We start from the raw sequence: 13,027 nt of genomic DNA on the forward strand, positions 1-13,027 counted from the left end.
CGGGGCAAGCCCGCTCACCGCAAGAGCTGGGGTTCAGCCCTGGCGTTTGCGGTGCGCCACCAGGAAGCCCAGACCGTGTGATACCGAAATCTGCTTCACCCCCGCCTCACGCTGCTGCTCGGCAATCTCCCGATGAAACGCCTTCACCTTGGTCCAGTGCATCTTCGGCCGGTAGTGGTGCTCGGCGTGGTAGCCGTTGTTCATCCAGATCAGGTTGTACAGCACGCTATAGGAACTCACGCCCCAGGCGATCGGCAGGTCCGGGTTGCCGCCGAAGTGCTCGTAGTAGCCATTGAGTGATGACAGGCACTGGCCCAGGTACCAGAACGGCAACAGCCACAGCACCGCCTGCCAGTTGTAGAGCGCCAGGGCGATATAGAACGCCACAGTCACTGCGATCTCAACCTTGACCCAGCGCGCATCCGCCGGGCGCTTGCGCTTCATCTCGTCATAGAACGGCTTGGGATCGTCGCGAAAAAAACTCAGGAAGGTATAGGCCCACGGGTTTTCCGGCTGACCCTGCTTCCCGCGCTGGTAGATCGACAGCGGGTCGATGGTTTTGCCATCTGGGCCCGGCAGGTCGGCGTTGCCACGGTGATGGCGGTTGTGGATATCGCGGTAGAGCGTCTGGGAAAAACCGATGGTCACCGACAGCAGCAGGTCGAAGGCGCGGTTCATTGCGCGATGGCTGAAGTAGGCATTGTGGATCTGGTTGTGGGAGATGCTGTTGATGCTCCACGACATGCTGATCGCGTAGACCAGTGCCAGGGGCACCAGGGCCCACCAGCTCAGGCTATGGAAGGCGGCAACCAGCCAGACGACAAAGGCAAAATGCCCCAGGCCCAGGGCGATGGGCACCAGGTCCCAGAGCGAGTGATGCAGCAAACGGTAAGCAGGGCGAGCCATGAAGAGTGTCCTGGAAAAATGGATTCCAGGACCTCATTGCAAACCCCAGACCAACCTAATCGAACTTATAGCTGATGGCCGTCTGCACCTGGCCCTGGTTAACGTCGCCAGTCTGCCGGACGATGCTGCTGTCCGCCGCCGAACCCACCAGATGCACCCAGCTCGCGCTGGTCAGCAACGACCATTTGGCAGCCAGGGGAAACTCGAAACTCTGGGTCAGCGTCACGTTCTGGAAGCCGCCGCTGGCGTTGTACGGCCGAAAGCCCGACGCGGCTGCCTCGTTGTCATCCACGCCGAAAAAGGTCTGGGTTTGGCGGGCATCGGCGAAGTGCGCCACCAGCCCGCTGCTGCCGATGATCCCGTTGCCCAGCGGGTAGCCCAGTTCGCCGCCGACCTTGCCCAGCGTGCCGCTCTGCGCGTGGCCGCCGCCGACGGCCTGGCCCAGCTGTGCATACACCCGCCAGAAATCAGCCGGTGCGTATTGGACAAAACCGCCCACCTCGGCCATGTCCGACACATTACGCAACCCCTGCAGCGAGCCGTTCGAGGTGCGCCCCTGCAGATAATTGATATACGGGCCGGCGGTAAAGCCATTGCTGTTCAACGCGCTCCAGGTCAGGCCGTCGTCGGTACTCAGGCTGACATCGCCCCAGTCCAAGTCGAAATAGGGAACGGGCCGCGTTTCGTAGCGGCTGCCGGTAGGGTCATGGGGCTGGTAGCTGACGCCTGCGCCGACTTCGCCGGTGATACCCTCGGCCTGAGCCGCGTTCGAAACGCTCCAGAGGCCCAATAAACCGGCCAGTGCAGCGCAAGTGATCCTCAACATGGTCACTGTTCCTTGATTGATTACGTGCGCATGAACGCGCAAAGCGTCGACCTCGCGCAAGCACTCATCTTGTTTGTAGCAAGCTACAAAAATTGTAGCTTCCACGACACAAATCGCCCTCCATGCCGAGCAAAGCCCCAGCCCCGCTGGGCCTGCGCCAGTTGGCACACTCCCTGCTCTACCCCTTGTTGCAAGCGCACACAGCGCGCTCTTCCAAGGTAAACAACGATGATCCAATGGCATATCGTGTGTGACTTCGACGGGACCATCACCCCCACCGATGTCATCGACAACGTCCTCCAACGCTTCGCCGGCCCCGAGTGGGAAACCATCGAACAGGAATGGCTGGATGGGCATATCGGTTCACGCGAATGCCTGAGCCGCCAACTGGCGCTGATCAAGGCGACCCCCTCCGAACTGTTGGCGTATTTCGACAGCGTCGAGATCGACCCGGACTTCCCGGACTTCGTCGACCACGTGATCGGCCTGGGCGCGTCCATCGAAGTGGTCAGTGATGGCATCGAGCAGGGCATCGCGCGAATCCTGTCGCGCAACTACGTGACCTTGCTGCCGATCCTCGCCAACCGCCTGCGCCAGGTCGATCAGAACAGCTGGCGCATCGACTTCCCGTATTCCAGCGATGCCTGCCGTGCCGCCTCCGGCAACTGCAAGTGCAAGTCCACCCCGCGCCACAAGCGCGTGCTGGTGATCGGCGACGGCAAGTCCGACATGTGCGTGGCCTCCACTGCCGACTTCGTGTTCGCCAAGGGCAGCCTCGCCGACTACTGCGTCGCCAACCACATTCCTCATGCGCGCTTCGACACCTTTGCCGAAGTGACGGCGCTGCTGGCTCAACTGCCACAAAGCCTCGCCGCCAACGCCACCACCTTTACTGCTGCTGACAATCAGGAACTCTTCCACCATGTCTGATATCCGTATCGCTACCGCCGAAGACCAGATCCTTCTGGATAAAGAAGCCAAATACTGCTCCTACGGCGACACCGTCCACTACATCGAACCGCCGCGTATTTTCAGCCGTTGCGAAGGCTCCTACGTGTGGGACACCGAAGACCAGGCCTACCTCGACCTGCAAATGTGGTACTCGGCGGTCAACTTCGGCTACGCCAACCCACGCCTGAACAATGCGCTGAAGCAGCAGATCGACACCCTGCCGCAGATCGCCAGCCAGTACTTGCACAAGGGCAAGATCGAGCTGTCGGAAATGATCGCGGTCGACGCCAAGAAGAAGTTCGGCCTCGACGGTCGCGTGCACTTCAACGTCGGCGGTTCGCAGTCCATCGAAGACTCCCTGAAGGTGGTGCGTAACGCCACCAACGGCAAGAGCCTGATGTTCGCCTTCGAGGGCGGCTACCACGGGCGTACCCTCGGCGCGTCGTCGATTACGTCCAGTTACCGCTACCGTCGTCGCTATGGCCACTTCGGCGAGCGCGCGCAGTTCATCCCATTCCCGTACCACTTCCGTGGCCCTAAAGGCATGACCAAGGAAGAATACGGCAGCCACTGCGTGCAGCAGTTCGCCCGTCTGTTCGAAACCGAATACAACGGCGTGTGGGACCCGAAAGTCGGCCAGAGTGAGTACGCTGCGTTCTACGTCGAGCCGATCCAGGGCACCGGTGGTTATGTGATCCCGCCGATGAACTTCTACCGTGAGTTGAAGCACGTGCTGGATCAGCACGGCATCCTGATGGTCTCCGACGAAATCCAGATGGGCTTCTACCGCACCGGCAAACTGTGGTCGATCGAGCACTTCGACGTGCAACCGGACGTGATCGTGTTCGGTAAGGCGCTGACCAACGGCCTCAACCCACTGGGCGGCATCTGGGCCCGTGAAGAGTTGATCAACCCGAAGATCTTCCCGCCAGGTTCGACCCACTCCACCTTCGCCTCCAACCCGTTGGGCACGGCGGTAGGCTTGGAAATGTTCAAGATGACCAACGAAGTCGACTACGGCGCGATGGTCATGGCCAAGGGCAAGTTCTTCCTCGACGGCCTGCAAGACCTGCAGAAACGCTTCCCGATCATCGGCGACGTCGACGGCCTGGGCCTGGCCCTGCGCTGCGAAATCTGCGGCCCGGATGGCTTCACACCGGACAAGGCGACCCTGGACTACATGGTCGAGGAAGGCATGAAGGGCGACATGGTGGTGGACGGTCAGAAGCTGGGTCTGATCCTCGACGTGGGCGGTTACTACAAAAACGTGATCACCCTGGCACCGTCCCTGGAAATCAGCTACCCGGAAATCGAACTGGGCCTGAAGCTGCTTGAGCAACTGCTGGTGCGAGCGACCAACCGGTGAACACAGTAGAGATCGACCTCGGTGAGGGTGATGCCGGTTTCGTTCTCGGTGATGGTCCGGTCGGGATCCTGTTGATCCACGGCCTGACCGGCACCCCGACGGAGTTGCGCCAGGTCGCCAAGGGCCTGGTCAAGGTGGGCAACTGCACGGTGTACGTGCCCACCCTGGCCGGGCATTGCGGTGACAACAGCGACCTGCAAGCCACCGGCTGGCGAGACTGGTACGAAGGCGTGCGCAAGACCTTCGCGGGCGTGAAGCAGCGCCATGAACAGGTGTTTGTCGGTGGCTTGTCCATGGGCGCGGTGATGTCGATGTATGTGGCCGCCGAGCACCCTGGGCAAGTCGCCGGGCTGCTGATGTATTCCACCACCTTGAAGTACGACGGTTGGAGCATCAACAAGCTGGCATTCCTCACGCCGTTGTTGATGAAAATCCCCTTCGGCGTGCATCTCTGCCGCTTCGAAGAGAAGCCGCCGTACGGCATCAAGAACGAGCGCCTGCGCGGCATCGTCGAGCGGCAGATGAAGGAAGGCGAGAGCAGCGAGGCGGGGTTGTTGACCATGGAGGGCATCACCGTGCGCGAATTGCACCGGATGAACGCTGTGGTCAAGAAGCGCATGCCGCAGATCAACGTGCCGGCGCTGGTGTTGCACTCCATCGAGGACGACATCACCAGCCGTTGGAACGCGGACTATGTGGAGCGCCATCTGGGCGGGCCCGTGACCAAGATCCTGTTGGACAACTGCTACCACATGATCACCGTCGACCTGCAATACCGCCGCGTGATCGAGTTGAGTGCCGACTTCGTCGAGCAGCACGCGGGCCTCAAACCCATGCAGGTCGAGGTGGGACTTCAGCGAGGCAGCGATGCAGGCGCCTCGGTCTTTCAAATGCACCGAGGTGATGCCATCGCAGCCTCGCCGGAGCTCGACAGCTCCCACGTTTGATCGGCGCTCACCCCAGAAATAAGGGAAACCTGTGATCACCACCCAAGCCTTCCCGACTATTCGGGCCATCCAGCGCAGTGCCTGGAACGACTGTTTTGCGGGTGCCCTGGAGGATTGGGACTATTACGTCGCCGTGGAGAACGCCGCCATCGAAGATTTCCAGTGGCGTTACCTGGCGGTTTACGAAGATGGAACGCTGGCGGCTGTGGCGGCGGCGTTCATCACCCATTATCGCCTCGACACGACGGTGTCGGGCGCCGGCAAGCGCGTGACCGAGCGTGTCGAGCGCTTGTGGCCGGGGCTATTGCAATTGGGGCTGTATGCCCTCGGTTCCCCGGTGGCTGAGCGTTGCGACGTCGGTTTTGCCAGTGGCGTGGCGGATGGGCGCCGACCGCTGTTGCTCAAACACCTGCTGGCAGCCGCGCGCCAGGATGCCGATGACTTTGGTATCGGCCTGGTGGCGGTCAAGGATGCGCCGAGCAAAGACCCGGATTGGGTCGAAAGTTGCCGGGCTGCTGGCTTCCAGAGCATGCCGAGCTTGCCCACGGGGGTATTGCCGCTGCCGTACGGCTCGGTGGACGCTTACTTGGGCTCCTTGGGAAAATCCACGCGCAAGGACCTGCGCCGCAAACTGCGCGCGCCGGGGCCACGGGTGGAATGGCGGCGCAATATCGACGACGTGCTGCCGCAGGTCATGCGCCTGTACGAGGCTACGCTGACGCGTGCCGAGTTGCAGTTCGAGCGGCTGCCCGCCGGCTACTTCACCGGTGTGCTCGAACGCCTTGATGAGCGCGCGGTCTGTGTTCTTTACTGGGTGGACGAGCAACTGGTGGCGTTCAACCTGATCCTGGTGGACGAACACCGACTGGTGGACAAGTTTTTCGGGCATGACGTTGAGTTCACTCGCGACTACAACCTGTACTTCCGTAGCTGGCTGACCAACGTCGACTACTGTATTCAACACAATATTGCCGTGTATGAGTGCGGCCAGGCCGGGTATGCCAGTAAGCTACGCCTGGGCTGCGAGTTCCAAGGCAACAGCGTGTTTTTCCGCCACCGCAACCGGCTGGTCAACGGCCTGCTCAAGCTTGTAAAACTGTTTATTCGACCGGATCGTTCCGACCCTGCCATGGCTGCTGCGATAAGCGAAACCTGATGATCACCAAGACCCGCCAGAAAGCCCGCCCCTTTGCCATTTCGCGTTGGAGCGTCCAGCGCAAGCTGGTGCTGGCGTTCTGGTTGGTCAGTGTGATTCCCACCATGATCGCCGCCGAACTGGCGGCCACCACGCTGTCGCAGATCTTCGACAGCAACGTGCGCATCTGGCTGCAAGAGTCGACCAAGATCGTCAAGGACGAGATCGGCGATATCCTTCATGACAACGCACGCATGGCTAAATTGTTTTTGCGCTACACCAGCCCGCCTGCGAGCAAGCAAGCGGCCAAACACGACCGGCTGACCGCCGACATTGCCGATGCCACCGATATTGATGTGGTGGCGTTGATTCGCACCAGTGACCAAAAAATCGTGTTCAGCACCGCGGCATCCGACATCGTCAAGCAGATCAGCCTGGCCAAAAATACGGTGTTGCAGACTGTGCAGGTAGGGGGCGCGTCCACCGGCATCGTGGTCTCGACTTTCGAGACCTCCCAGGACGGCGTCGATTACGAGCTGCTGGTCGGGACTTACCTGGACAGCAGTTTCCTCACCAGCGTGGCCGACGTGCATTCCCTCGACCTGCGCCTGTACCTGGCGAACCCCGAAGGTTTCTCTGAGATTTTCTCGACCCAACGTTTTGAGGATCACCCTTCGCGCATCCCCAAGAGCGTCGAAACCGCGATGCGCGCCACCAGGCAGCCCAGCGAGCAGTTCACCAACAACTACAGCGGGTTGTACTGGCCGATCTTCAACGATGCCGGTGACCTGCAAGGTGTGATCTTCAGTGGCTTGCTGCGCCACACCAGCCTGGTGGGGCTGGTAAACCAGAGCAATCTGTTTGTGTTGATCTTCCTGCTCAGCTCGGCCTTGTCGCTGGCTGCCGGGGTATTGGTGTCGCGACGTTTGACCAAGCCGCTGCGGGACCTGTCCCAGGGTGTGAGCGCGGTGATTTCCGGCGACTACGCGCACCGCGTGGTGGTCAGCGGTGGTGATGAACTGGCGCAGTTGAGCAGTACCTTCAACCATATGACCGAGCGCCTGGGTGAGTTGCATCACCTTGAAGCGCAGCTGCGTCGACGTGATCGCCTGCATGCCCTGGGTGAAGTCGCCATGGGCCTGGCCCACGAGATCCGCAACCCGCTGGGCATCATCAAGACGGCAACGCAGTTGCTGCACCGCCGCGCCGATCTGGCGGACACCGACAAGCGCCACCTGGAATACGTGATCAGTGAAGTCAGCCGTATCAACGACCTGATTACCGAATTCCTCGACTTTGCCAAGCCCAACCCGCCGTTGCGCGTATTGCTGCCGGCGCGCCCGTTGGTCGAGGAAATCCTCGGCTTCTGCGCCCCGGAGCTGGCCACGCATACTATCGATGCGCAGATCGACGACCAGGCGCCGGGAGCGACGATCTACGCAGATGCCAAACAGCTCAAGCAGGCGTGCCTCAACCTGATTCTCAACGCCATCGACGCGATGCCCGAAGGCGGGCGCCTGACCCTGGGGATTCGCGCGGACGGCGAGAACACGGTGATCAGCATCGCCGACACCGGCCAGGGTATTCCGGCGGACATGATCGAGCGCATCTTCACGCCTTTCGTTACCACCAAGGCCTCCGGCACCGGCCTGGGCCTGGCTAAAGTCTATTCGATCATGGAAAGTCACGACGGCAGCATCGAATGTGCCAGTGAAAAAGATGCCGGCGCCACCTTCAGCCTGTACATTCCGGCGAGTGGCGAAGACGACGAGGACAGTCATGACGCATAACATTCTGGTAGTCGACGACGAACCCAAGCTCTGCGACTTGCTGGCATCGGCCCTGGGGCAGAACGATGTGCAGGTGTTCATCGCCGGCAACGGCCTGCATGCGCTCAAGGTGCTGGAACAGGAAGACATCGACCTGGTGATCAGCGACTGGCGCATGCCGGGCATGGACGGTCCGGCGCTGCTGGCCGAGATCAAGGTGCGCTACCCCCATGTGCCGGTGATCGTGATGACCGCCTACAGCACGGTGAAGAACGCTGTGCAGTCGATGCGCAACGGCGCCTACGACTACATCGCCAAGCCGTTCGACATCGACGAGCTGGACATCACCGTGGCCAAGGCCCTGCAGTTTCGCGACATCATGCGCGACAACGCACGCCTGCGTGCCGAGCTGGACGAGCACGCGCAATTCGACAGCCTGGTAGGCGACAGCCCGGCGTTTCGCAAAGTGCTGCAAGCCGTGGACTCGGTGCGCGACAGCAGCGCCACCATCCTGCTGACCGGCGAAAGCGGCACCGGCAAGGAAATGGTCGCCCGCGCCATTCACAAACATGGCAGCCGTGCCGACAAACCCTTCGTGGCGGTCAATTGCGCGGCCATCCCGGAAGGGCTGCTGGAAAGCGAAATGTTCGGCCACCGCAAAGGCGCGTTCACCGGTGCCGTGGCTGACCGGGTAGGGCGCTTCCAACAGGCCGACAAAGGCACGCTGTTTCTCGATGAAGTGGGCGACATGCCCCTGGCGTTGCAGGCCAAGATCCTGCGCGCGTTGCAGGAGCGGGTGATCGAACCGGTGGGCGATCCCCGCGAGCGCAAGGTGGATGTGCGAGTGATCGCCGCGACCAACAAGAACCTGCTGGACGCGGTGGCCAACAAGGAATTTCGCGAAGACCTGTACTACCGCCTCAACGTGTTCCCGATTCCCTTGCCGTCATTGCGCGAACGGGTGGAAGACATCGCGCCCCTGGCCCGTCACTTCGCCCAGACCCTCAGCGCCACTGCCGGTAAACGCATCACCGGTTTCAGTGCTGAAGCGTTGCAGGCCATGGCGGCCTACCACTGGCCAGGCAATATCCGTGAACTGCAGAACTGCGTAGAGCGCGCGACCATTGTGGCGGCGTCGCCGGTGATCGAAGACATCGACTTGCCGGGCTACCTGTTTGCGTCCAAACCGAACCAGGGCGACGTGACGGCGATCCTCAGCGACGGGCCGGGCATTCCCCAAGACCTGGATGCGGCACTGGCGGAAGTGGAAAAGGCCTACATACTTGCGGCGTTGCAGGAGAGCAATGGCGTGCAAGCGGCGGCGGCGGCGAAGATCGGGATTTCGGAGCGCAGCTTCTGGTACCGCCTCAAGAAGCTGGGCATTCAGGTCGACAAAATAGTCCGCTGATCTTTCCGGCACACCTCAATTCAAATGTGGTGTGTCAGGTATGAACGCGTACCCAGATGCTCACTAACACGGTTGCCGCCATCAACCAGGCGACAGCCGCCACGGCCAGCGACGCCTCCAACCGCATCCGATCCACCACCACATACAACGTCGCCAAATACACAAAATACGGAATGATCGACCACATCCCGAACAGGATCGTGGTCTTCAAATCCTCCACCGAGCGGCCCTTGCCGACGATGTAATGGGCGATCAACGCAAAGGTCGGAAACAGCGGCACCAAACCAGCGATGTAGTAGTTTTTGGTCTTGGCCAGCGCGGCCAGAATCAACACCACCCCCGCGCCAAGAGCGGCCTTCAACACCAGATCCATCAGTGGCTCAACCCGTATTTTTTGACTTTATCGAACAGCGTGGTCTTGGCCATCCCCAGTTCCTGACTGGCCTGGGTCAGGTTGCCGCCGCTGCGTTGCAAGGCGTCGTTGAGCAGGTTGCGTTCGAACGCTTCCACTGCCTCGGTGAAAGCCAGGCCTTGGCTGCCGCTGCTGGTGCCGCTTTTCTTGAAGGCCGGCAGGCCGAGGGCGAAGCGTTCGGCGACGTTGCGCAGTTCACGCACGTTGCCCGGCCAGTCGTGGCTCATCAGGCTCGACAGGGTCTGGTTGTCCAGCTCCGGCACACTGCGGTCAAAACGCAGCGACGACTGCTGAAGGAAATGTTCGAACAGCTGCAGGATGTCTTCGCGGCGCTCGCGCAACGGCGGCAGCTCCAGGGTCACCACGTTGAGGCGATAGTACAGGTCGCTGCGGAACTGATTGGCACGGCTCAGTTCATCGAGGTCAGACTTGGTGGCGGCGATCACCCGGCAATCCACCGCCACGCTCTGGTTCGACCCCAGGCGTTCCAGGGTACGCTCCTGCAAAACTCGCAGTAGCTTGATCTGCAGGTTGATCGGCATGCTTTCCACTTCATCGAGGAACAGCGTGCCTTCGTGGGCGTGTTCGATCTTACCGATACGACGTTTGCCGGCGCCGGTGAAGGCATTGGCTTCGTGACCGAAAATCTCGCTTTCGAACAGGTTCTCCGGTAGGCCGCCGCAGTTCAGCGCGACGAACTGGTGAGCATGACGCCGGCTGAAATCATGCAGGCAGCGCGCAACCAGTTCCTTGCCGGTGCCAGTCTCGCCTTCGATCAGCACGTTGGCCGAGGTGTCGGCCACGTTGGCGATCAGCTCGCGCAGGTTCTGCATGGCCGGTGAGCGGCCGATGATGCGGCCTTCCAGCGAATCGCGCTCAGCCAATTGGCGGCGCAGCGACCAGACTTCCCTCGCCAGTCCGCGCTGTTCAAGGGCGCGGCGGGCCACGTCCACCAGGCGTTCGGGGGAGAAGGGTTTTTCCATGAAGTCATAGGCGCCGTTGCGCATGGCGCCGACGGCCATGGAGATGTCGCCGTGCCCGGTGATCAGCACCACCGGCAAGCTTTTATCCAAAGCCTTGAGACGGGTGAGCAGCTCCAGGCCGTCAATGCCGGGCAAGCGGATGTCGCTGATCACAATGCCGGCGAAGTTCTCGCCGATGCGCTTCAACGCCTCTTCAGCGCTGCCTACGCCGACACTGGGAATGTCTTCCAGGGCCAGGGCCTGCTGGCAGCCGAGCAGTACATGGGGGTCGTCTTCGACGATCAGCACCGTGAGCTCGTCTTTAATGGCTTTAGCGTCTGTATTCATGTCGACTCAGCTTTTTGAGCGCCCGCCAACGGCAGGCACAAGACAAAGGCCGTTCCACCACTGGCCGGGTGTTCCACGGCAAGGTTGCCGCCGGTGGCCGCCGCCAGGCTGGCGGAGAGGGTCAGGCCCAGGCCCAGGCCTTGCTCGCCGGGCTTGGTGGTGAAGAACGGTTCAAACAAATGCTTGCGCGCCTCCGGGTCGATACCGTGGCCATTGTCGCGCACGTGCAGGCGGTATTTACCGTCGGCGCTGCTGCCTTCCAGCCACAGCTCGGGAGCCGGCTGAGCCTGCATAGCGTCGAGGGCATTGCCGATCAGGTTGACCAGGATCTGCTCCAGGCGCGTCTGGTCGATTTGCAATTGCGCGTGGGAAAAGTCGCGGTGCAGGGTCAGCGGTAGGCTGTCCATGCGTGCGCCGAGTACTTGGAAAGCCGCGTCTACCGCTTTGGCCAGGCTGGCTTCGCCCTGGTCATCGCCGCGCCGGGCGAAGGAGCGCAGGCTGGCGGTGATGCGACCCATGCGGTCGATCAGTTCGTTGATGGTTTTGAGGTTGGCACTGGCGGTGTCCAGGGCGCCGCGCTCCAGGAAGCGTACGGTGTTGCCGGACAGGGTGCGCAGGGCTGCCAGGGGCTGGTTCAATTCGTGGGCGATGCTGGTCGACATCTGGCCGATGGCCGCCAGCTTGCCGGCCTGCACCAGTTCATCCTGGGCGCGGCGCAGCGTCTCCTCGGCCTGGCGCCGTTCGCGGATCTGGCCCTTGAGCCGTTCGTTGCTGGCGCGCAGGTCGGCGGTGCGTTCGGCAATCCGTCGTTCCAGCTGGCTGTTGGCTTCCTGCAGGGCTTCCCGCGCGGCGAGGCGGGTGGCGATGACTTTGCGTCGCTCGTTCCAGGCAATCAGCAAAAACGCCACCAGGCCAAACGCGACGGCCACCAAAATGCCTTGGTTGATCGCCGCACGGCGCAGGTCGTTGAGCGGGGTGAGCAGGGTGAAACTCCACGGTGTGTCATTCAGCGGGCGGGTTTGCGCCAGGTAGCTGACTTCGTGCTCGTCGTTCACCACTTCGCTGTTGGCCGGGAAGGTCAGTTTCTCGGTACCTTCGTTGAGGCGCTCGCGGGCCAGGGGTTCCAGCTCGTTCAACGTCGCCCAGTAGTATTGCAGGCTGTGGGCCAGGCGTTCCTTGACGTCATCGCTCAGCGGACGCACAGCCTTGAGGCGGCGGGCCGGGTCGCTGGAGAGGATGATGATGCCGTTCTCGTCGCTCACAAAGGCTTCGAGGCGCGCGCGTTGCCAGCGTTCCTCCAGGGCTTCGAGGCGCACCTTGACCACGGCGACGCCGATGATCTTGCCATGCTCTTCCAGACCGTGGGCCAAGTAGTAGCCGGGTTCGCCGTTGGTGCTGCCGATGCCGTAGAAACGGCCAGGCTGGCCACGCACGGCGTTCTGGAAATAGGCGCGGAAGGACAGGTCTTCACCCTGGTAACTGTCGGCATCGCGCCAGTTACTGGTGGCCAGCACGCGGCCGGTGGTGTCCATCACGTAGATGGCCCGGCTGCGACTGCGTCGGTTCAGGCCTTCGAGGTAATCGTTGACGGTCTTGCGGGTTTCCTGATTGGGGTCGGCCAGCAGCGCGGAGACGCTGGACTCCAGTTCCAACAGGCTGGGCAAGTAGGTGTATTTGCTCAGTTCGCTTTCGACGGTGCGGGCATGCAGCTCCAGCTGGCGTTCGCCAGTGTCGCTGAGGGTGCGGATGCCGTAGTACTCGCTGACCCAGAAGCCGATATAACCCAGGCCGATCATCAGGGCGATGATCAACGGCGGCAGGAACAGTTGGCGGATCAGGCGTGGTTTCACGGCAAGTGATGGCGGTGCGGCGCGAAATTGGTTGGGGTCGCATTTCATCACAGATGCCTTGGGTCAGCTACCGCTCACCCCTTCCTGTAGGAGCGAGCTTGCTCGCGAAAAAACCAAGGGCATCGCGTTCATCCAGGATGTGCGCGT

The 13,027-nt window shown here is 61.6% G+C and carries 11 protein-coding genes; 6 read left to right on the forward strand and 5 right to left on the reverse strand.

The annotated features are described in order from the left end of the window. Positions 1-33: 33 nt before the first annotated feature. Positions 34-906: a fatty acid desaturase gene (locus tag PF1751_RS05470; RefSeq protein WP_010212787.1), complete on the reverse strand. Its 873-nt coding sequence runs from the start codon at positions 904-906 to the stop codon at positions 34-36. A gap of 55 nt (positions 907-961) precedes the next feature. Next, on the reverse strand, positions 962-1,732 hold the full coding sequence (locus tag PF1751_RS05475) for a MipA/OmpV family protein (protein ID WP_010212785.1): 771 nt from the start codon (positions 1,730-1,732) through the stop codon (positions 962-964). A gap of 228 nt (positions 1,733-1,960) precedes the next feature. Here PF1751_RS05475 and PF1751_RS05480 point away from each other — a divergent pair, with 228 nt between their 5' ends. From PF1751_RS05480 to PF1751_RS05505, 6 genes are read left to right on the forward strand one after another with little or no spacing between them, the layout of a single operon-like run. Further along, positions 1,961-2,662, forward strand: a complete 702-nt coding sequence (locus PF1751_RS05480; RefSeq protein ID WP_021492535.1) for an MtnX-like HAD-IB family phosphatase — start codon at positions 1,961-1,963, stop codon at positions 2,660-2,662. Beyond that, positions 2,655-4,049 (forward strand): aspartate aminotransferase family protein, encoded by a 1,395-nt coding sequence (locus PF1751_RS05485; RefSeq protein WP_044286700.1) that lies wholly within the window; start codon positions 2,655-2,657, stop codon positions 4,047-4,049. Before PF1751_RS05480 ends, PF1751_RS05485 begins: the two co-directional genes overlap by 8 nt. After that, entirely contained in the window at positions 4,046-4,996 is a 951-nt protein-coding gene (locus PF1751_RS05490) for an alpha/beta hydrolase (protein ID WP_044286701.1), read from the forward strand. The genes PF1751_RS05485 and PF1751_RS05490 overlap by 4 nt, the downstream gene beginning before the upstream one ends. A gap of 31 nt (positions 4,997-5,027) precedes the next feature. Further along, complete coding sequence (locus tag PF1751_RS05495) at positions 5,028-6,152, forward strand: GNAT family N-acetyltransferase (protein WP_010212776.1); 1,125 nt, start codon at positions 5,028-5,030, stop codon at positions 6,150-6,152. Continuing rightward, positions 6,152-7,921, forward strand: a complete 1,770-nt coding sequence (locus tag PF1751_RS05500) for a sensor histidine kinase (protein ID WP_010212774.1) — start codon at positions 6,152-6,154, stop codon at positions 7,919-7,921. Before PF1751_RS05495 ends, PF1751_RS05500 begins: the two co-directional genes overlap by 1 nt. Then, the gene (locus PF1751_RS05505; RefSeq protein ID WP_010212772.1) at positions 7,911-9,308 is read left to right on the forward strand and encodes a sigma-54-dependent transcriptional regulator; all 1,398 of its coding nucleotides are present in this window, start codon (positions 7,911-7,913) and stop codon (positions 9,306-9,308) included. The genes PF1751_RS05500 and PF1751_RS05505 overlap by 11 nt, the downstream gene beginning before the upstream one ends. A gap of 34 nt (positions 9,309-9,342) precedes the next feature. On the opposite strand, the gene PF1751_RS05510 is transcribed toward PF1751_RS05505, so the two are convergent. From PF1751_RS05510 to aauS, 3 genes are read right to left on the reverse strand one after another with little or no spacing between them, the layout of a single operon-like run. Then, positions 9,343-9,672 carry a GlpM family protein gene (locus tag PF1751_RS05510; protein ID WP_193387814.1) on the reverse strand — a complete coding sequence of 110 codons (330 nt, stop codon included), beginning with the start codon at positions 9,670-9,672 and terminating at the stop codon, positions 9,343-9,345. An 8-nt stretch (positions 9,673-9,680) separates the two neighbouring features. Then, positions 9,681-11,030 carry a two-component response regulator AauR gene (aauR, locus tag PF1751_RS05515; protein ID WP_010212769.1) on the reverse strand — a complete coding sequence of 450 codons (1,350 nt, stop codon included), beginning with the start codon at positions 11,028-11,030 and terminating at the stop codon, positions 9,681-9,683. Further along, positions 11,027-12,928 carry a two-component sensor histidine kinase AauS gene (gene aauS / locus PF1751_RS05520; RefSeq protein WP_044286703.1) on the reverse strand — a complete coding sequence of 634 codons (1,902 nt, stop codon included), beginning with the start codon at positions 12,926-12,928 and terminating at the stop codon, positions 11,027-11,029. The genes aauR and aauS overlap by 4 nt, the downstream gene beginning before the upstream one ends. Positions 12,929-13,027 lie beyond the last annotated feature (99 nt).

The organism is Pseudomonas simiae (assembly GCF_000934565.1).
Lineage (GTDB): Bacteria > Pseudomonadota > Gammaproteobacteria > Pseudomonadales > Pseudomonadaceae > Aquipseudomonas > Aquipseudomonas simiae.